The sequence below is a fragment of the Saccharopolyspora sp. MMCC62 genome, assembly GCF_057736575.1.
Genome location: NZ_JBYKCM010000006.1, coordinates 94,815 through 113,163 on the forward strand (window position 1 = coordinate 94,815; position 18,349 = coordinate 113,163).

Annotated in this window: 17 protein-coding genes; 6 read left to right on the top strand and 11 right to left on the bottom strand. The window is 73.5% G+C overall.

The window, feature by feature from the left end; all coding sequences use genetic code 11:
- Positions 1–3: 3 nt before the first annotated feature.
- Entirely contained in the window at positions 4–687 is a 684-nt protein-coding gene (locus AC29IT_RS15995) for a TetR/AcrR family transcriptional regulator (RefSeq protein WP_488219209.1), read from the bottom strand.
- 80 nt (positions 688–767) lie between these two features.
- Here AC29IT_RS15995 and AC29IT_RS16000 point away from each other — a divergent pair, with 80 nt between their 5' ends.
- Positions 768–1,898: an FAD-dependent oxidoreductase gene (locus AC29IT_RS16000; protein ID WP_488219210.1), complete on the top strand. Its 1,131-nt coding sequence runs from the start codon at positions 768–770 to the stop codon at positions 1,896–1,898.
- 57 nt (positions 1,899–1,955) lie between these two features.
- The gene (locus AC29IT_RS16005; RefSeq protein ID WP_488219211.1) at positions 1,956–2,540 is read left to right on the top strand and encodes a TetR/AcrR family transcriptional regulator; all 585 of its coding nucleotides are present in this window, start codon (positions 1,956–1,958) and stop codon (positions 2,538–2,540) included.
- Between the two features lie 299 nt (positions 2,541–2,839).
- On the opposite strand, the gene AC29IT_RS16010 is transcribed toward AC29IT_RS16005, so the two are convergent.
- Positions 2,840–3,601 carry an IclR family transcriptional regulator gene (locus AC29IT_RS16010; RefSeq protein ID WP_488219212.1) on the bottom strand — a complete coding sequence of 254 codons (762 nt, stop codon included), beginning with the start codon at positions 3,599–3,601 and terminating at the stop codon, positions 2,840–2,842.
- A gap of 186 nt (positions 3,602–3,787) precedes the next feature.
- On the opposite strand from AC29IT_RS16010, the gene AC29IT_RS16015 reads away from it, so the two are divergent.
- On the top strand, positions 3,788–5,050 hold the full coding sequence (locus AC29IT_RS16015) for a lyase family protein (protein WP_488219213.1): 1,263 nt from the start codon (positions 3,788–3,790) through the stop codon (positions 5,048–5,050).
- Complete coding sequence (locus AC29IT_RS16020) at positions 5,047–6,339, top strand: MFS transporter (protein ID WP_488219214.1); 1,293 nt, start codon at positions 5,047–5,049, stop codon at positions 6,337–6,339. The genes AC29IT_RS16015 and AC29IT_RS16020 overlap by 4 nt, the downstream gene beginning before the upstream one ends.
- A 7-nt stretch (positions 6,340–6,346) precedes the next feature.
- Here AC29IT_RS16020 and AC29IT_RS16025 read toward each other — a convergent pair whose 3' ends face one another.
- Positions 6,347–7,246: an alpha/beta fold hydrolase gene (locus tag AC29IT_RS16025; RefSeq protein WP_488219215.1), complete on the bottom strand. Its 900-nt coding sequence runs from the start codon at positions 7,244–7,246 to the stop codon at positions 6,347–6,349.
- 247 nt (positions 7,247–7,493) lie between these two features.
- Between AC29IT_RS16025 and AC29IT_RS16030 the strand changes: the two genes are divergently transcribed.
- Entirely contained in the window at positions 7,494–8,399 is a 906-nt protein-coding gene (locus AC29IT_RS16030) for a DedA family protein (protein WP_488219216.1), read from the top strand.
- Positions 8,400–8,682: 283 nt separating this feature from the next.
- On the opposite strand, the gene AC29IT_RS16035 is transcribed toward AC29IT_RS16030, so the two are convergent.
- Complete coding sequence (locus AC29IT_RS16035) at positions 8,683–9,435, bottom strand: HAD family acid phosphatase (RefSeq protein ID WP_488219217.1); 753 nt, start codon at positions 9,433–9,435, stop codon at positions 8,683–8,685.
- Positions 9,436–9,795: 360 nt separating this feature from the next.
- Between AC29IT_RS16035 and AC29IT_RS16040 the strand changes: the two genes are divergently transcribed.
- Positions 9,796–10,026 carry a hypothetical protein gene (locus AC29IT_RS16040; protein ID WP_358442827.1) on the top strand — a complete coding sequence of 77 codons (231 nt, stop codon included), beginning with the start codon at positions 9,796–9,798 and terminating at the stop codon, positions 10,024–10,026.
- A gap of 70 nt (positions 10,027–10,096) precedes the next feature.
- On the opposite strand, the gene AC29IT_RS16045 is transcribed toward AC29IT_RS16040, so the two are convergent.
- The 7 genes from AC29IT_RS16045 to nhaA form a co-directional block, all read right to left on the bottom strand.
- The gene (locus AC29IT_RS16045; RefSeq protein ID WP_358442830.1) at positions 10,097–11,224 is read right to left on the bottom strand and encodes a M20 family metallopeptidase; all 1,128 of its coding nucleotides are present in this window, start codon (positions 11,222–11,224) and stop codon (positions 10,097–10,099) included.
- Entirely contained in the window at positions 11,224–11,892 is a 669-nt protein-coding gene (locus AC29IT_RS16050; RefSeq protein WP_488219218.1) for a DUF1028 domain-containing protein, read from the bottom strand. Before AC29IT_RS16050 ends, AC29IT_RS16045 begins: the two co-directional genes overlap by 1 nt.
- A complete protein-coding gene (locus AC29IT_RS16055; protein WP_488219219.1) occupies positions 11,889–12,335 on the bottom strand; it encodes a RidA family protein in 447 nt (148 codons plus the stop codon). The genes AC29IT_RS16050 and AC29IT_RS16055 overlap by 4 nt, the downstream gene beginning before the upstream one ends.
- Entirely contained in the window at positions 12,335–13,615 is a 1,281-nt protein-coding gene (locus AC29IT_RS16060; RefSeq protein WP_358442837.1) for a flavin-containing monooxygenase, read from the bottom strand. The genes AC29IT_RS16055 and AC29IT_RS16060 overlap by 1 nt, the downstream gene beginning before the upstream one ends.
- 111 nt (positions 13,616–13,726) lie before the next feature.
- Positions 13,727–15,085: an MFS transporter gene (locus AC29IT_RS16065; protein ID WP_488219220.1), complete on the bottom strand. Its 1,359-nt coding sequence runs from the start codon at positions 15,083–15,085 to the stop codon at positions 13,727–13,729.
- A 177-nt stretch (positions 15,086–15,262) separates the two neighbouring features.
- Positions 15,263–16,171 (bottom strand): LysR family transcriptional regulator, encoded by a 909-nt coding sequence (locus AC29IT_RS16070; protein WP_488219221.1) that lies wholly within the window; start codon positions 16,169–16,171, stop codon positions 15,263–15,265.
- Between the two features lie 250 nt (positions 16,172–16,421).
- The gene (gene nhaA / locus AC29IT_RS16075) at positions 16,422–18,218 is read right to left on the bottom strand and encodes a Na+/H+ antiporter NhaA (protein WP_488219420.1); all 1,797 of its coding nucleotides are present in this window, start codon (positions 18,216–18,218) and stop codon (positions 16,422–16,424) included.
- Positions 18,219–18,349: the final 131 nt, after the last annotated feature.

Sequence of the window (18,349 nt, forward strand, 5' to 3'; positions counted from 1 at the left end):
GGGTCACCGACCGGCGGTGATGCCGGTGAGCACGAAGTCCAGGCCGTCGAGGAACTGCCGCCGGTCGTCGTGGCCGCGCAGCTGGTCGGCGACCGCCCGCGCGAACGGGAAGTGGTCCGGGTCCAGCGCCTCCCACGAGCTCGACACCGAATCGAGGAACTCGTCCCGGTCCACCTCGTGGTCGGCGGCCACCGCGTTCGCCGCGTTCTGCCCGGCCGCGCCGAGCACGTAGTGCACCAGTGCCGAGGTGGCGGTGAACCAGCCGGATTCGGGGACGCCGAGCGCGCGGACCCGCCTGCCGAAGCTGTCGTAGATCCGCGGGGTGACGGCTCCGCGCGGATTCCGGGAGAGCTCCGCGGTCAGCTGCGCGGCGAGCCACGGGTGCTCGTCGATCGCGTCGAACAGCCCGAGCGAGACCTCCCGCACCTGCTCCCGTGGCGTGGCCGCGGTGGTGCCGGTGGCGAGAGCGGTGGTGACGACCGCCTCGGTGGCGGCGGCGAGCAGCGCGTCCTTGTTCGGCACGTGCCAGTAGATCGCGCCGGGTCCGGTGGCGAGGCGCTCGGTCAGGGCCTTGAACGTCAGCCCGCGCTCACCGGCGGAGTCCAGCAGCGTGACGGCGGTCTCGACGATGCGTTCCCTGGTGAGCCCGTCGGTGCGCCGCTGCGACCGCTGTTCCCGTGTGGCCATGCCGCCATCTTGACACATCTGGAATGCCGCTCCATATTGGAATGGCATTCCAGAGCGTTCGAGAGTCCGGAGGAACCGCCATGCGCCACCCCGTCACGATCATCGGAGCAGGACTCGGCGGCCTCGTGCTCGCCCGCGTGCTGCACGTCCACGACATCCCCGCCGTCGTCTGCGAAGCCGAACCGTCCCCGGACTCGCGGCCGCAGGGCGGCATGCTCGACATCCACGAGCACAACGGCCAGCCCGCGCTCGCCGCCGCCGGACTGCTCGACCGGTTCCGGGAGCTCGTGCTGCCCGGGCGCCAGGCCATGCGGCTGCTCGCCCAGGACGGCGCGGTGCTGCTCGACGAACCCGACGACGGCACCGGGGGGCGGCCCGAAGTGCAGCGCGGCGAACTGCGGCGGCTGCTGCTCGACTCGCTCCCGGTGGGCACCGTCCGCTGGGGGAGCAAGGTCACCGCCACCCGCGCCCTCGGCGACGGCCGCCACGAGGTCGAGTTCGCCGACGGCGGCGGCCTGACCACCGACCTGCTGGTCGGCGCGGACGGCGCCTGGTCGAAGGTGCGGCCGCTGCTGTCCGGCGCCGAACCCCGCTACACCGGCCGGTCCTTCGTCGAGACCTACCTCTACGACGCCGACACCCGGCACCCGGCGGCCGCCAAGGCCGTCGGCGGCGGAGCGATGCTGGCGCTCGCGCCCGGCAAGGGCGTCCAAGCCCACCGGGAGAAGGGCGACACCTTGCACACCTACGTGGCGCTGGAGCACCCGCGCGACTGGTTCGCCGCCATCGACTTCACCGACGCCGACGCGGCCGCGGCGCGCATCGCCGCCGAATTCCCCGGCTGGGCGCCGGAACTCACCGCGCTCATCACCGAATCCGACACCGCGCCCGTGCTGCGGCCGCTGCACGAACTGCCGATCGGGCACCGGTGGGAGCGGGTGCCCGGTGTGACGCTGCTCGGCGACGCCGCGCACCTCGCCGCCCCGAACGGGGAGGGCGCGAACCTGGCGATGCTCGACGGGGCCGAACTCGGCGCGGCCCTCGCCGCGCACCCCGGCGACGTCGAGACCGCGCTCGCCGAGCACGAGCGGGCCATGTTCGCCCGCGGCGCCGAAGCGGCCGCCGACGGAGCCGAGGCCTACCGGCTCATGTTCGGCCCCGACGCGCCGCACGCCATGGTCGCCTTCTTCGCCGCAGCAGGGCAGGAATGACCGCACCGTCCTAACCGGACGGTCGGGTGAGCGGGACCGGCCGGTAACCTTCGCGGCGTGGTGACCAAGCGGGACCCGGACCGCGAACCGACGCCGACCGAGCGGGTCCGGCGCGAGCAGCTGATCGACGTGACGATCGACCTCATCGCGGCGAACGGCCACCAGGGCACCTCCCTGGCCGGCATCGCAGCGGCCGCCGGCATCACCAAAGCCGCCGTGCTGTACCACTTCACCGCCAAGGACGCCCTGGTGCGAGCCGCGCACGAGACCGTGCTCGCCGCCCTCGACCGCGAGGTCGCCGCTGCCGTGGACGCTGCGGGCGCGGCCGACGGACCGGCCGCCTACGTCCGCGCCACCCTCGGCCACCTGCGGGACCACCCGCGGCACGCGCGGCTGGTCGTCGAAGCGGACGGCATCGGCGGCGCCGAACGCACCCCGCGCGAACGCTGGACCCCGCTCGCGGGCATCGTCGCCGCGGCCGCCCGCGCCCGCGGCACCGCTGTCGACGCCCGCACCGCCGCCATCGCGCTCGGCGGTGCCATCGACGCCATCCTCACCGAACGCCTGCACGCCCCCGACTACGACACCACCGAAGCAGCAGAGCAACTAGCAGGAATGATCCGAGCAGTCTTGGACTGCTGAGAGGGCTTGTCCTGCTCGTTTTGGCGGGGGAGTGGGTGGCGGAACCTCAGCGGTTTCCTCGCTGCGGGATCGTTTTCACCGGTGGCTCCGCCACAGGAGAAAACGCTGTCCTCGCGAGGAAACCGCTGAGAACCCGCGGCGGTGCGAGTTGCTTTGGTGGTCGCTGCTCAGCGGCTGCGCCGCTGACAGGAAAAGGACACGGGCCGCCGCACGCGGGGCCAAGTTCCTGTTCGCCGTCGGGTTCTTTCGCTCGTCGGTGGCGGGAGGACCTAGGTCGTGCCGCCTGCTCGCTGCCGGGGTCAAGGGCGGTAGGGGCGGGACAGGGCGGTTTCGATCGTCGTGGCCGCGGTGCGGAGGCGGTGCACCGAGTCCTGGATCCGGCCGACGAGCCGCGAGGTGGGGCCGGAGATGTTGACGGCCGCGACCAGCGCTCCCGAGTGGTCCCGCACCGGAACGCCCACCGAGGTGAGGCCGATCTCGACCTCCTCGCCGGCCACCGCGTACCCGCTCTCGCGTTCGGCCCGCAGCCGCTCCAGGAGTTCCGGGAGATCGCGGGGCGCGGCGGTGCCGGAGATCGGCGTCCGCAGGTCCTGCTCGGTGAGCGCGTCGACGAGGTCGTCGTCGGAGTCGAACAGCAGCGCCCGCCCGGAAGCGGTGCAGTGCATCGGGGAGCTCCGCCCCACCCAGCCACCGGCGCGCAGCGACTGGTTCGACTCCTCGCGCAGCACGGTGAACGACCGGTTGCCGCGCTGCACGGACAGCAGCGCCACCTCGCCGGTGCGCGCGACGATGCCGCGCAGCGCGGGCCGGGCGGCGCGCAGCAGCGCGGCGTCCCCGGCGCTGGAGGCGAGCACCAGCAGCGTCCAGCCCAACCGGTAGCGCCTCGTCTGCGGATCCTGCTCGACGAGCCCGCCGCGCTCCAGCGATTTCAGCATCCGGGAGACCTGGCTGCGTTCCCGTCCGACGGCGCGTGCGAGATCGCTCACGCCGTGGTCGTTCCCGGCCCCGCCCGCGCCGAAGGCGAGCAGCAGGGCGGCGACGCGTTCCGCTCCGGTGTCCATCCCCGGAGTCTGCCACCTGTTGTGGCAGCGACAACACCGTGACCGCGGTTCTCGGCGAAGTACCAGTACAGCTGCTCGCAGTCGTTGTCGGGACAGCAACATCGATGGACCGTTCGGGTGGCCGGGCTTAGCGTGACCGCGCTGCGAGCGACCAGTTCGCCCTCGACGAGGAGAGTGAGACGGCCGATGACCGCCGACGCGGGAACCACCACCACCGGGGACCGGCTCTACGGGCCCCAGACCGAGCTGGGAGTGCGCAACTTCCCGCCGCTCGGCCGCACCTTCGGCGACCTGGCGCCGTTCGTGCGCCACTACGCGCGGGTCAAGCTCGCCGCCGCCCGCGCCAACCTCGCCGCGGGCGTGCTCGACGAGGCCCGGTGCGCGGCCATCGGCACCGCCTGCCAGGAGATCATCGCGGGGGAGCACGCCGACCAGTTCCCGACCCCGCTGGTGCACGGCGGCGGCGGGACCACCGCGAACATGAACGCCAACGAGGTGATCGCGGCCAGGGCGAGCGCGATCGCCGGGCTGCCGGTGCACCCGAACGACCACGTCAACGCCTCGCAGTCCACCAACGACACCTATCCGACGGCGATGGCGCTGACCATCCTGGAACTGGTCGCGGAACCCGTCGCTGCGCTGCGCGAACTCGCCGCCGCGTTCCGGCGCAAGGCCGCCGAGTTCGACGAGACCCCGCACCTCGGCCGCACCTGCTTGCAGGACGCGGTGCGCCTCACCGCCGGGGACACCCACCGCGCCCACGCGGCCGCCGTCGACCGCGTCGCGACCGGGCTGGAGAACTCCGCCGCGGGCCTGCACGCCGTGCCGATCGGGGCCACCGCGGTCGGCACCGGCATCGGCGCCCCCGACGGGTTCGGCCAGCGGTGCGCCGCGGAACTCGCCGAGCTCACCGGACGCCCGATCACCGCCGCCGCGGACCGCTTCGACGCGCTCGCGCACTTCGACCCGTACGCCGAGATCGCCGCGGCCGGGACCCGCGCGGCCCTCACCACCGCGAAGATCGCCGCCGACATCCGGCTGCTGTCCTCCGGCCCGCGCGGCGGGTTCGGCGACCTCACCATCCCGGCCGTGCAGGCCGGATCGTCGATCATGCCCGCCAAGGTCAACCCGGTGGTCCCCGAATACGTGATGCAGCTCAGCTACCGGGTGCGCGGCCACGGGCACGCGGTCGAATGCGCCGTCGCCGCGGGGGAACTGGAGCTCAACGTGATGGAGCCGGTGGTGCTCGACGCGCTCACCGGCACCTTCGACGACCTCACCGCCGCCGCCACCACCTTCGCCCGCCGCTGCGTCGACGGTCTGGCCTGGGACGGCCCGCACCGGGAGCGGAACCTGACCGGCGCGCTGGACCGCTGGGTCGAGCTGTCCGCCGCCGAAGGCTACGAGACCGCCACCGGTCGGCTCCGCGACGGCGGAGGTGACGCATGAGCACCACCACCTGCGCCTACGAAGACGCGCCGCTGACCCGCTTCCACCTCCGGGTGGCCGTGTCCGGCACCGGCGGGCAGTTCAGCGACGGGTTCATCCTCGGCATCATCGGGATCGTCATCGCCGCCGCCGGGGAGTCGCTCGGACTCACCGCCCTGTGGAAGGGACTGCTGGGCGCGGCGACGCTGGTCGGCCTGTTCGCCGGCGCCGTCCTCGTCGGCCCGATCGCCGACCGCATCGGGCGGCGCGGGATCTTCGCCTGGAACATGCCGGTGTTCGCGGTGCTGTCGCTGGTGCAGTTCTTCGTGCAGACGCCCGGCCAGCTGCTGGTGCTGCGGTTGCTGCTGGGGGTCGTGCTGGGCGCCGACTACGTGGTCAGCAAGTCGCTGGTGACCGAGCACGCGCCGGTGCGGTACCGCGGCAGGCTGATGAGCCTGCTCGCCGTCGCCTGGGCCGCCGGGTACGTGTTCGCCTACCTGGCCGGATTCCTGCTCACCGGGCTCGGCCCGGACGCCTGGCGCTCCATGCTGGTGGTCAGCGCCGTGCCCGCGCTGCTCGTCGCCGGGTTCCGGTTCGGGATCCCCGAATCACCGCTGTGGCTGGTCCGGCACGGGCGGGAAGCCGCGGCCGCGGCCGCCGTGCGCCGCCACCTCGGCCCGGACGTGCTGCCGCCGACCGCCCCGCCGAGCACCGGCCGCCGCGGCCTGCGCGCCCTGTTCGGCCCGGCCCACCGGCGGCGCACCACCGTCGGCGCCGTGTTCTACGTGTGCCAGGTCGTGCCGTTCTTCGCCCTCGGCACCTTCTCGCCGCAGGTGATGGCCGCGTTCGGCGTCACCGGGGAACTCGGCGCGGGCGCGCTGTACAACGGGTTCCTGCTCGCCGGAGCCGTCGTCGGGCTCGCCCTCATCGACCGGATCTCGCGGCGGCTGTTCCTGATCGGGTCGTTCGTGCTCGGCGGCGTGCTGCTGGCCGGGTTGACGCTGTTCTCCGGTGGGCCGGCCACCTCGGTGGTGCTGTTCACCGCGTTCGCGTTCGTGCTGGCCGCCGCGGTGAACCTGGAGTTCGTGTACCCGCCGGAGCTGTTCCCGACCGATCTGCGCGCGTCCGGGGTGGGGCTCGCCGTCGCCGCCAGCCGCATCGGCTCCGCGGCGAGCACGTTCCTGCTGCCGCTGGTCGCCGACGCCTACGGCATGGACGTCGCGCTCGGCGGCTGCGTCGTGGTCCTGTTCCTCGGTGCCGCGATCTGCTGGCTGTGGGCCCCGGAAACCGGCACCGAGGTCCTCGACTGACACCGGATCAGCGCGCCAGGACGTCGCGGACCGCGTGCGCCGCGGCGTCCGGCCGGGACCAGACGAGACCGGAGTGGCCGACGTCGTCCAGGCGGCGGAGCTCGGCGCGGGGGAGCGCGGCGGTGAAGTCGGCGTAGAGCTCGTGCTTGGCGCGGGCCGCTTCGGCGGCGGAGGCGCGGGCCTCCGGCGGGGACAGCTCGTCGGCGAACGCGTCGGACCCCATCGCCGAGACCAGCACCAGCGGCAGATCCGGATCGGGACCGGCTTCCCGGACCTCCCGGAACAGCTCGGGCAGGTTCATCGATTCGCGCAACGACCGGAGGTGCGCGGCCGGGCCGAACCCCCGGGCCAGCAGCGGTTCCCGGACCTCGGCGGGCCAGTCGGCGAGCGCCCGGCCGACCGCGGCCCGGTATGCGTCCCGCATCGCGGTCAGCCGGTCGGCGGGCAGCTCGACGTCGGTGGTCCATGCCAGGAGCCGTTGCGCGGCCTCGGTGGGCAGGCGCTGCACGATCTCCTCGTGCGTCGGGTCGAGCAGCACCAATCCGGCCACCTCGTCCGGGAACCGCTTCGCGTACAGCCGCGCGTACAGCCCGCCCAGCGAGTGCCCGACCAGCACGCGCGGCCCCGGCACGTCCGCCGCCCGCAGCAGCGCGCGCAGGTCGTCGGTGACGCGGGTGCCGCTGCGCGGCAGCTCCACCGGATCGCTCCAGCCGAGGCCGAGGCGGTCCACCAGCACGCTCGTGGTGAACTCGGCGACCTGCTGGTGCAGGCGCAGGCCGTGCAGCCCGGACATCCCGCCACCGGCCAGGAACACCGCGGGCGGGCCGCCGCTGCCGGAGCGGTGCAGCAGCATCTCCCCGGCCGGGACCGGATAGCGCGCCCCCAGCGGGGCCGGTGCCTCGTCCACGTCCGAACCTCCCGTAGTCCGCCGCCGATGCTGCCAGGCGGCACCGCGCACCCCCGGCTCGGGGTGATCGCGGACACACCTCGGGCCAGGAGGCTTTCCCTGCCGCTGCGGCATGGTTGGACACTGCTCTCCGACGAGGCGCGCTGGTCGGTTCGCCGATTCGCGACGGACCCGGGAGCCACCCGGGGCCGCACGGCAGACGACCTCCTCTTCTCGTCGAGGGGGCAAGCCATCCAGAGGGAGAGACATGACGGGCATCGACCACGAGGGCGCGCAGCCCGGGCCGAACGGGGACCCGACCGCCGCGACCGGCACCACCGCCACGACCGGCACCACCGCCACGACCGGCACCACCGCCACGACCGCCGAGACCGGCACGACCGCGGAGGACCAGGTCGACGCGCCCGCCGCGAAGAAACGGTTCCGCTGGCGCAGCAGGGACTACACGCCGGAAGAGCTCGCCGAAGCCCAGCAGCAGTGGCGCGACGCGATGCCGTGGGAGCACCCGATGTCCCGCGGCGACAAGTTCCTCGTGTTCGCCACCTTCGGCGTCGTGCTGCTGATGATGGCCTCGATGCCGTTCCGCCCGTTCCTGCTGGCCTCGCACCCGCTGGGGTTGAGCGCGGTCACCGGCAGCCTCTCCGCGATCGGCGCGGGCGCCGCGTTCGCCCGCATCGGTGAGCTGGACCTGTGGCTGGTCGTCGCGGCGGGCGTGTTCGGCATGGTCAAGTTCGACTGGTTGTTCTGGCTCGCCGGGCGCCGCTGGGGCGAGAAGATCATCCAGATGTGGGCGCCGGGCGAGTTCGGCAAGCGGTTCGTCGCCCGCGTCCGGTCCTGGCCGAGCTGGGCGATGCCGCTGGTCATCATCGCCGCGGCGCTGCCCGGCATCCCCGCGCCCGCGGTGTTCGCGGTCGCCGGCGTCAGCGGGATGGGCCTCGTCCGGTTCCTGATCTTCGACGCGATCGGTGCCGGGCTGATGGCGGGCCTCGTCGCCGGGCTCGGCTACGGGATCGGGCAGCACGCCGTGGACTTCGTGCTGATGATCGACGACTACGCGCTCTACCTCACGCTGGCCCTGGTCGTCTGGGTCTCGGTCCAGGCCGGGCGCAAGGCGAGCAAGGAGCAGAAGGAGAAGAAGCGCCAGGCCGCTTGAATTGCGGGCCCTCCGCTGCTGGCTGCCCGTCTCGCTGCTTCTGCCGGGTAGCACTGGGATAGCGGAACCTCGGCGGTTCCCTCGCTGCGGGATCGGTTTCTCGTGCACCGGGCACGTGCACGGCCCGTCCTCGCGAGGGAACCGCTGAGAATCCGCGGGCGATCCGGATGCCCTGGTGGTCGGCAGCTCCGCGGCTCCGCCGCCGACGAGCGATCGACGAAGCCCGCCGGGCGAGTTCGAGGGCGCCGACTCACCCCCGGGCAACAGGAATCCGAGCTGCTGATCAGGGCAGGTAGTACATCGGGTTCGGGAGTTTGACGGGCTTTTCGGCGTGGCCGCCCTGCAGGTCGCTGTCCTGGTCGCCGAGGTTCAGCACGATCGTGTTGCCGAGCGATTCGATGTGCGCGCGGGTGGCGGACTTGTACTCCACGGTGCTGCAGTCCAGCCCGCACGGCAGGTGGTCGGGCGCCTCGGTGGTCGGTTTGAAGAACGACCCGGCGGGTTCCGGGAACCCCTCGTCGGCGAGGTTGCGCAGCGAGGCCTTCTCCAGGTCGTCGCCGCGCCCGGTGAGGAAGTAGACCCGCACGCCGCGCGCCGCGGCCCAGTCGGCGAGTTCCCGGGTCTGCCGGATCGGTTCGAACTCGGCGTCGTCGATGGCCTCGCGCTGCTTCTCCTCGTCGAAGCCGAAGTCGTTGTCGGCCTCCCACCCGTAGGTCAGTTCCGAGGTGTCGTCGATGTCGAGCACGATCGCCGGGTTCGGCACGCCCTCGGCGAGCCGCTGCCGCAGGTGGGCCTCGGCGTCGGCGACGGCCGCGTCGAGCTGCCGGTCCCAGGCGCTGCCTTCGGTGGCGTGGTGCTTCCCGTCGACGTCCACCCGGTCGCCGTAGTAGTCCTGCACGGCGAGCTTCGCCCGCCCGAGGTTGGCCGGTTCGACGCCGGACGAGTCCGCGGCGAGGGCGGTGACGCCGCTGGCGAGGGTGGCGCCGATCGCGGCGGCGGCACCGAGCTTGGCGAGTCCGGTCAGGCGGTGGACCATCGTGTCGCTCCCTGGAGATCGCGGTCGAGATGCGCGGAACCTAGCAGCACGGCGCCGCCGGACACGGGACATGACGCGTTCCCGACGGCGGGTCGCCCCCGACGAGCTGCGGATTTCCCACCGCACGGGAGGGGTTTCCCTCGACTGCTCGCTTTCGGCGGCGGTCTCGCGGAGATCCGCTCCCCGCGTGCGGTCGACTGGTGGTGCGGAGGTCGCCCCGGTGGACGAACCGGGGCTCCGCGCGGCCGATCAGGTCGCGCGACTGGGGGGCGACGACACCGCCGCACCCCATCCGCATTCCGCGCAGGCAGCCGGATCCCGGCCGCCGCGCCGTCATGCCCACCAACGGAAGGAACACGAGTGAAGAAGCTCGCGACCGGTGCCGCGCTCGGCCTCGGACTGCTGCTGGCCACCGCCGCCCCCGCTGCCGCGGAGGGCTACGTCTACACCGGCAAGTGGTACAACACGGCCGCCGCCTGCGAGAAGGCCTGGGCGGACGCGCACGGCGGGGGCGGCGGCACCGCACTCCCGCACCAGTGCCGGCACAACGCCGGTGCGAACGTGTACGAGCTGTGGGCCTACCAGCTCTGATCCGGCGGTCCGCGTGACGCGGGCCCGGTGACCGTCCCGTTCGGCCGCGCGGCCGAACGGGACGCCCGGTTCAACTCCCGGCCACGTCCAGCGCCGTCCAGGCCAGCGCGGTGGCCGCGTCCAGCAGCGCCCGCTCCGCGTCGCCGCCGACGCAGTGCGCGGCGAACTCGGGCTGGTGGTTCAGCGCGGGCAGCGAACCGATCCCGACGTACGGGTGGATCGCCGGGACCACCTGCGACACGTTGCCCATGTCGGTGGATGCGCGGTTCATCCGCCGCGCCACCGGATCCGGGTCGCTGCCACGGCCGAGGCGCTCGGCGTTGCGCGCGTACGCGTCCAGGGCGGGGCGGCAGGTGCGGAACTCCGCGTAGGGCTTGCTCTCCGGCACGATCTCCAGCGCGGCGCCGGTGGCGTGCGCGCCCGCTTCGAAGCAGCGCCGCACCTTCTCCTCGGTGTCGGCGAGTTCGGCGAGGCTCTCCGCCCGCACGTACCAGCGGCCCTCGGTGCGCGCCGGGATCGCGTTCGGTGCCTCGCCGCCGTTGGTCAGGACGCCGTGCACCCGCACCGTGTGCGGCAGCTGCTGGCGCAGCAGGCCGATCGCGACCTGGGCGACGGTGAACGCGTCGGCGGCGTTGACGCCCTGCTCCGGGTAGGCCGCCGCGTGCGCGGACTTCCCCTGGTAGGACACGTGCGAGTGGGAGACCGCGAACGGTTCCGCCGCCACGACGTCCACCGGCGCGGGGTGCGCCATCATCGCCAGGTCCAGCCCGGCGAACGCGCCGCGTTCCAGCATCTCGATCTTGCCGCCGCCGCCTTCTTCGGCGGGCGTGCCGTACACCTCGATGGTCAGCCCGGCCGAATCCGCCAGCGGGGCCAGCGCCCGCGCCGCCCCGACGGTGATCGCGGCGATCAGGTTGTGCCCGCAGGCGTGGCCGAGCCCGGGCAGCGCGTCGTACTCGGCGCACAGGCCGAGCCGGAACGGGCCGCTGCCGAACGTCGCCAGGAACGCGGTCTCCAGCCCGAGGTAGCCCGGTGTGACGTCGAATCCGGCTTCGGACAGGGATTCGGCGACCCAGCGCGCCGACCGGTGCTCCTGCCACGCCGTCTCCGGGTGGGCGTGCAGCTGCTCGGAGAGCCGGATCAGCCGGTCGGCGTCCGCGGCGACCCGGCCCGCGGCCGCCTGCTTCGCGCCGGTCATCACTCGTCCCCCGGCACGCCGTAGGACGGCGCGGCCGTCGGGTCGAGCGCGCGGGTCACGTAGTCGTCGCGCTGCGGCAGCCAGATCTCCAGCAGGGCGCGGAGATCCGCGATCGGCGTGTCGCTCCAGTCGATGCGCAGGTCGGTCTCGCGCCACGACACCTCGCGGACCACCGACAGCCCCGCCGAGCGCACCGGACCGGCCTCGCCGCCGGCGGCCAGGCCCGCTTCGAGCGCGGTCAGCAGCCGCTGCTCCAGCTCGCCGGTGGCACCGGTGAACGACTCGGCCACGGCGTCCACGACCTCGGGCGCCGCCAGCATGTTCCCGGCCGCCACCACGCCCGGTTCGACGCGGTGCCGGTGCACGCCCAGCGACGCGGCCCCGGAGTGCGCGGCACCGCCACCACCCGGTTCCAGCACGGTGAGCTGCCGGTGTTCGACCAGCTCGCGCCCGCGCACCACCGAGTCCAGCGCGGCCTGCGCCCCGGCCCCGGACTCCAGCGCGTCCAGCAGTGCCGGGCCCAGCCGCGGATCGGTCACGTTCTGCGAAGAAGCGCCGCCCACTCCGGCGCGCAGGTGGATGCAGCGGGCCGCGACGGCGGGGCTGGAGGAGGTCACGGCGATCCCGACCGCGCCGCGGCCGTCGGTGCCGAGCACGGAGAACGTCATCGCGCACCTCCCGGGAGCACGGCGATCGCGTCGATCTCGACGAGCCATTCCGGCCGGGCCAGCGCGGAGACCACGACACCGGTGGAGATGGGGTGCACGCCGCGGGTCCAGCGCCCGACGGTGCGGTACACCGCCTCCCGGTAGCGCGGGTCGACCAGGTAGATCGTCAGCTTCACCAGGTGCTCCACCCGGGCCCCGGCTTCGTCGAGCAGCAGCGCGATGTTGGCCATCGCCCGCTCCGCCTGGGCTGCGGCGTCGCCGATGCCGACGGACTCGCTGGTGTCCAGGTCCTGACCGATCTGCCCGCGCACGTACACGGTGTCCCCGGCGACGACGGCCTGGCACAGGTCGTTGTCCAGGTCCTGCTCCGGGTAGGTGTCCCGGGTGTTGAACGGCCTGATCCGGGTGTGGCCGCCCGCGACGATCGGCGGATTCGTGGTCATCATCGGCTCCTTCGGCTGTCGTGGTCGGCGGTGAGCGCGGCGGCGTGCTGCGCGAGGTAGCCGCGCTGGGTGGCGATGTGGTCGGCGACGTAGCGGGCGTCGTGCCACACGCCCCAGATGAAGCTCGACCCGCGCCGCGACAGCCACGGCAGGCCGAGGAAGTAGATGCCGGGTTCCGCGGACACGCCGCGCCGCTGGTCGGGCCGCCCGTGCTCGTCGAACGCGTCGACCTGCAGCCAGTCGTGATCGGCGGCGAACCCGGTGGCCCACACGACGGAGCCGACCTCGGAGAGGTCCAGCTCGCGGCGCGGGTCCGTGGCGGCGGCGGGCAGCGGCCCGAGCACGTGCGCCTCGGGTTCCGGGGGCAGGTCGAGCCCGTTGCGCTCGACGTGCTCGTCGGCGGCGCGCAGCAGCGCGAGGTGCTGGGCGTCGCCGTGCTCGATGTTCGCGGCCAGGTCCGGCGCGAAGCGCACGGCACCGTCCACGTAGGACTCGGTCCGGCCGACGAGTTCGATGCCGGTGCGGGCCAGCGCCCGGAAGTCCACGGTGTGCCCGCCCCGCGCGCCGCTGACCGCGATGGTCACGTGCGCCGCGCCCTGCGGCGGCGTGTCCGCGTCCCACAGCCCGAGCACGCCCAGCCACCAGCAGAAGTCCCGGCCCCGGTAGCGGCGCGGCGGCCGGTCGTGCGGACCGGCGGACAGCAGCACGCGGCGCCCGGACCGGCGCAGCTCGTCGGCGATCTGGACGCCCGAGGAACCGGACCCCACCACGAGCACGGCGCCCGCCGGCAGCTGCTCCGGGTTCCGGTAGCCGCTGGAGTGCAGCTGCACCGGCCCGGCGTCGGCGGGGATCACGGGCGGGATCACCGGCCGCTGGAACGGGCCGGTCGCGGACACCACGAACCGGGCGTCGATCGAACCGTCCGAGGTCTCGACCCGGAATCCGGGCCCACCGGCGTTCTTGCGCACCGAGGTCACCTCGACCCCGCACCGCACCGGTGCGCCGATCTTCGCGGCGTAGTCGGCGAAGTAGTCGGCCACCTGGTCCTTGGTGGCGAACTCGTCCGGGCCGATCCCGGCGAACTCCATGCCGGGGAACCGGTCGTGCCACGCGGGCCCGTTGGCGACCAGCGAGTCCCACCGCTCGGTGCGCCACCGCTCGGCGATGCGGTGCCGTTCCAGCACGACGTGCGGCACGCCGTGCTCGCCGAGGTGCTCGCTCATCGCCACGCCCGCTTGGCCGGCGCCGACGACCACCACCTCGGTCCGTTCCCTCGACATTGCGACCTCCTTCGACCGGCAGTCGCGAGTTCTTCCCGCTGCCACGGGGAAATCCTCGAAGACGCCGTGAGTTCTGTCCAACAGATGTTGCAGCTGCGCCGGATCGGTTCGTCAGATGCGGGCGGGTTCGGCGTCCGGATCGGCGGCGGGGGAGAGGTCCTCGGCGCGCAGCAGCGCGGTCCCGGCGGTCTCCCGCAACGTCAGGGCGGCGACCAGCCCGCCCACCGCGAAGATCATCATGTACGGGCCCGGCACCAGCGTGCTGCCGGTCGCGGAGATGAGCACCGTCAGCACGTACGGCACCGTCCCGGCGAACAGCGCGGCGGTGACGTTGTAGCCGATGGACAGGCCGCTCTGCCGGGTGCGCGTCGGGAAGATCTCCGCGGACCACACCGCGTAGGTGCCGAGGATCGCCGCGAGGCACGCGCCCAGCAGCAGCCCCGCGATCCACGTCCCGACGATCCCGGTCCGCATCAGCAGGAACGCGGGCGTGGCCACCACGAGCAGCCCGCCGGTCGCCCCGATGAACACCGGTTTGCGCCCCACCCGGTCCGAGAGCCCGCCGAACAGCGGCACCAGCACCAGCCCCAGCAGCGAGATCGCGGTGGACAGCAGCCCGGCGCTGCCCGCCGAGTGCCCGAGGTGATCGGTCTCGTAGGTGACCAGGTAGGTCAGCACCACGTAGAACGGCACGTGCATCGCCGTCATCAGCCCGGCCGCCTGCAGCAGTTCGCGGCGGTGGGTGCGCAGCAGTTCGCGGGCGGGGCTGCGCGGCACGGTGTCGGCGGCCTCCAGCGCCCGGTACTCCGGGGTGTCCTCGATCTTGTTCCGGATGATGAAGCCGATGATGCCCAGCGGTGCGGAGACGAGGAACGGGATGCGCCAGCCCCACTCGGTGAGCTGCGCCGCGTCCAAGCCGACCGACAGCAGCAGGAACGCGAACGAACCGGCGAGGAATCCCAGCAGCGAACCGACTTCCAGCCAGCCGACCCCGAACCCGCGGCGGCGGCGCGGCGCGGTCTCGGCGAGGAAGCTGGCCGCGCTGCCGAACTCGCCACCGGCGGCGAAGCCCTGCACCAGGCGCAGCGCCACCAGCAGCACCGGCGCGGCGATCCCGATCGACGCGTACCCGGGCAGCAGGCCGATCGCCAGCGTCGCCCCGGACATCAGGAAGATCACCAGCGACAGCGTCCGCTTCCGCCCGATCCGGTCGCCCAGCGGCCCGAACACGGCGGCGCCGAGCGGGCGGATCCCGAAGGACACCGCGAACACGCCGAACACGGCCAGCAGCCCGGTGGTGCTGTTCTCCGCGGGGAAGAACACGGTCGCGACGGTGTCGGCGAGGTAGGCGTAGGCGGCCCAGTCGAACCAGTGCACGAACACGCCGACGGCGCCTGCGGCGACGCTGCGGCGCAGTCCGGCGGGGCTCGGGGCGTCCGGAGCGGCGGGGCTGTGGTGCGAGGTCGCCATGCGCGCCTCCAGGCGTCGGGGTGGGGGAGCCGCGCTGGTCGGGCGGCGCGGTGCGGACCAGACTGACGCCGGGGGCGAGGATTCGTCCAATAGATGTTTTCGCTGCGCGTGAGCTGAAGAACTGATGATCTCGGGGGGATTCCGGCGCCGTTGCGGGCGCGTTTCCGGCCGCGGTCGCTAGCGCGCGTCCCGCAACAGGTCCATGACGGCGCGAGCGCGCGCGGTCTGCCGCACGCCGTCGACCGAGGTGATCGTCACTTCCAGCGGCGGGCGCTCGCCGAGCAGGTCGAGTGCGACGACCTCGCCGCCGCCGTAGGTCTGCGCGGTCCGCGGCCGCTGGTTGAGGATCGAGTACCCGAGGCCCTGCGCGACGAGGGAGCGCACCGTCTCGTAGCTCCGGCTCCGGTACCGCACGTCCGGCGCGGTCCCCGAGGACGCCACCACTTCGCGGAAGTAGTCGCGGCTGTAGGGCAGGTCCAGCAGCACCATCGGATCGGCCGCCAGCTCCGCGAGGTCCACCGCCTCCCGGTCGGCGAGCCGGTGCCCGGCCGGGACGATCACGTGCGCCGGCGCCAGGTCGATCGTCTCCCGCCGCAGGTCGGCATCGGTGGGCGTGCCCAGCCCGTAGGTGAGCGCGAAGTCGATGCGCCCGGTGCGCAGCGCCTGGTGCAGGTGCTCGGCCTCGTCCTCCACCACGGTCAGCTCGACGTCCGGGTAGTGCTCGCCGCAGGCCGCGAACAGGGCGGGCAGGTAGTACGGCGCGAGCGTCACGAAGCAGCCGATCGCCACCGGCCCGGTGAGGGCCCCGCCGCTGCCGCGGGCTTCCGCCTCGACGTCGCGGGCGCGGGTCAGCAGGTCGCGGGCCTGCTGCAGCAGCCGTTCCCCGGCGGAGGTGAGGGTGAGGCCGCGCGCCCGGTGCCGGATGAACAGCTGCAGCCGCAGCTCGTGCTCCAGGTTGGCGACCGCGGAGGAGACCGCCGACTGCGCGATGCGCAGCTCGTCGGCGGCGGCGGTCATCGAGCCGTGCTCGGCCGCGGTGACGAAGTAGCGCAGCTGCACGAGCGTGAACCCGACGGGCGTGGTCATACCGGGCCTTCCTTTGCCTTCGAACTCTTGCTGCGTGGTGCTGGGGTGGCGGAACCTCAGCTGCTTCCTCGCTGCGGGATCGTTTTCGCCTGTGGCTCCGCCACAGGCGAAAACGCTGTCCTCGCGAGGAACCAGCTGAGAACCCGCGGGTGGTCTCGTTGCTCTGGTGGTCGGCGCTCAGCGGCTTCGCCGCTGACAGGAAGACGGCATGATTCGCCGGGCGGGTCGGCTCGCGACCTCCTCGGTCGGGTCACCGGGCGAGCCGGGCGGTGCGGGTGATGTTCCACGAGTTCGCCGGTCCTTCGAGCCTGCGCCCGTCGACGTAGAACACGGCCTGGTCCGGCAGCGAGGCGGCGTCGGCGTCGAGGTTGTCGTCCTCGATGCGGCCCAGGTGGGCGTAGGTGCGCACGTCGCGGACGAACCGCTCCACGTCCAGGCCGAGGTCGCGCGCGAATCCGCGCAGCAACCGGGCGTCCGGTTCGTCGCGCTGCTCGGAGATCGCGTCGTGCATCTCCCAGAACCGGTCCTGCGCGCCCGCGGCCTCGATCGCCAGCGCCCGCACGAAGTCGGGCTGCGCGGTGACGTGGTGCCGGAACACCAGCCGGAATTCGTCGCCGAGCAGGTGCCGCACCTCGTTCTCCACCTCGAAGGTGCGGGTCCGGTAGCGGTGGTCCAGCGCGGCGTAGACGACGACCGTGGTCCGCGCGCCGACCGGGCCTCGGATGTGGTCGCGTTCGGGATCGACCTCCCGCTGCAGGGTGCGCCCGGCGGGCGCGGGCAGTGGCCGCAGCCGGTTGCCCGCGGCGAACACCGCCCAGGACAGCCCCAGCGCGAGCGCGGACGCGAGCAGCACGCCGACCCGCGCCTGGTCCCGCAGCGCCGGGTCGGACAGCGCCAGGTCCACCACCAGCAGCGAGATCGTGAAGCCCATCCCGGACAGCGCGCCGACCCCGGCCAGCCGCGGCACGTCCAGGCCCGGCGCGCGGGTGCCCGGCACCAGCCGCCGCACCAGCGTGGAGGTGCCCGCGATGCCGAGGAACTTCCCGAGCACCAGCCCGGCGACCACGCCCCAGGTCAGCCGCGAGCTCAGAGCCGCCGACAGCGCCTCCCCGGACAGCGGGACGCCCGCGTTGGACAGCGCGAACAGCGGCACGACGAGGAAGTTGACGTAGCTCTGCAGCAGGTCGGTGAGCCGCTGGTTCATCGGCACCGATCGGTCGATGCTCCACCGCGCGAGCCGGGCCACCCGGGCCGCCGGGGCCTGCCGGAACTGGTGCACCACCTTGGAGGCGGTGTCCACGTCCTCCAGCCGCGTCGGGTAGACGGGCATCAGCAGCGCGATCAGCACCCCGGCGAGCGTCGGGTGCACCCCGGACAGGTGCACCGCCAGCCACACCCCGGCTCCGACGACCAGGTACGGCATCACCCGCCAGATCCGGGAGCGCTGCAGCAGCCAGATCAGCACCAGCCCGGCGGCGGCCACCGCGAGCCAGCCGGGGGAGAGGTCGTCGGTGTAGAACAGCGCGATCACGCCCAGCGCGCCGATGTCGTCCACGACGGCGAGCGTGAGCAGGAAGACCCGCAGCCGCGGCGCCTTCCGCGGGCCGACCAGCGCGAGCATGCCCAGCGCGAACGCGGTGTCGGTGGAGATCACCACGCCCCACGCGTGCGCGGCCGCCGACCCGGCGTTGAGCCAGAGGAACAGCACCACCGGCACGACCAGCCCGCCGAGCGCCGCGCACACCGGCAGCACCGCCCGCCTGCGGTCGCGCAGCTCGCCGAGGGTGAACTCGCGCCGCACGTCCAGCCCGACGGAGAAGAAGAACACCGCCATCACGGCGTCGTCCACCCAGTCCGATGCGGACATCGACAGGCCCAGCCCGCCGATCCGCACCTCGGCCTCGGTGGACCAGAAGTCGTCGTAGCCGCTGCCGAGGTTCGCCCACACCAGGGCGACGAGGGTGGCGGCGGCGAGCGCGGCAGCGGCCAGCGGCTCGCTGTCCAGGGCCCGCAGCAGCGCACGCCGCTGCCGGTAGAAGCGCGGCATCGTCAACGTGCACCGTCCCGGTGGTTCCCCTCCGCACCGGTGCGCCCGGCGCCGTCGCGGGCAGCATAAGGCGGTGGCGCGGGTGGTGGCCCGATGTCCGCACCGGCCCCGGCTCTTCCGGAGGGGGCGGG

Coding starts and splice junctions, on each gene's coding strand:
- AC29IT_RS15995 (WP_488219209.1), bottom strand. CDS start 687: ATGGCCACACGGGAACAGCGGTCGCAGCGGCGCACCGACGGGCTCACC.
- AC29IT_RS16000 (WP_488219210.1), top strand. CDS start 768: ATGCGCCACCCCGTCACGATCATCGGAGCAGGACTCGGCGGCCTCGTG.
- AC29IT_RS16010 (WP_488219212.1), bottom strand. CDS start 3,601: ATGGACACCGGAGCGGAACGCGTCGCCGCCCTGCTGCTCGCCTTCGGC.
- AC29IT_RS16015 (WP_488219213.1), top strand. CDS start 3,788: ATGACCGCCGACGCGGGAACCACCACCACCGGGGACCGGCTCTACGGG.
- AC29IT_RS16020 (WP_488219214.1), top strand. CDS start 5,047: ATGAGCACCACCACCTGCGCCTACGAAGACGCGCCGCTGACCCGCTTC.
- AC29IT_RS16030 (WP_488219216.1), top strand. CDS start 7,494: ATGACGGGCATCGACCACGAGGGCGCGCAGCCCGGGCCGAACGGGGAC.
- AC29IT_RS16035 (WP_488219217.1), bottom strand. CDS start 9,435: ATGGTCCACCGCCTGACCGGACTCGCCAAGCTCGGTGCCGCCGCCGCG.
- AC29IT_RS16045 (WP_358442830.1), bottom strand. CDS start 11,224: ATGACCGGCGCGAAGCAGGCGGCCGCGGGCCGGGTCGCCGCGGACGCC.
- AC29IT_RS16050 (WP_488219218.1), bottom strand. CDS start 11,892: ATGACGTTCTCCGTGCTCGGCACCGACGGCCGCGGCGCGGTCGGGATC.
- AC29IT_RS16055 (WP_488219219.1), bottom strand. CDS start 12,335: ATGACCACGAATCCGCCGATCGTCGCGGGCGGCCACACCCGGATCAGG.
- AC29IT_RS16060 (WP_358442837.1), bottom strand. CDS start 13,615: ATGTCGAGGGAACGGACCGAGGTGGTGGTCGTCGGCGCCGGCCAAGCG.
- AC29IT_RS16065 (WP_488219220.1), bottom strand. CDS start 15,085: ATGGCGACCTCGCACCACAGCCCCGCCGCTCCGGACGCCCCGAGCCCC.
- AC29IT_RS16070 (WP_488219221.1), bottom strand. CDS start 16,171: ATGACCACGCCCGTCGGGTTCACGCTCGTGCAGCTGCGCTACTTCGTC.
- nhaA (WP_488219420.1), bottom strand. CDS start 18,218: ATGCCGCGCTTCTACCGGCAGCGGCGTGCGCTGCTGCGGGCCCTGGAC.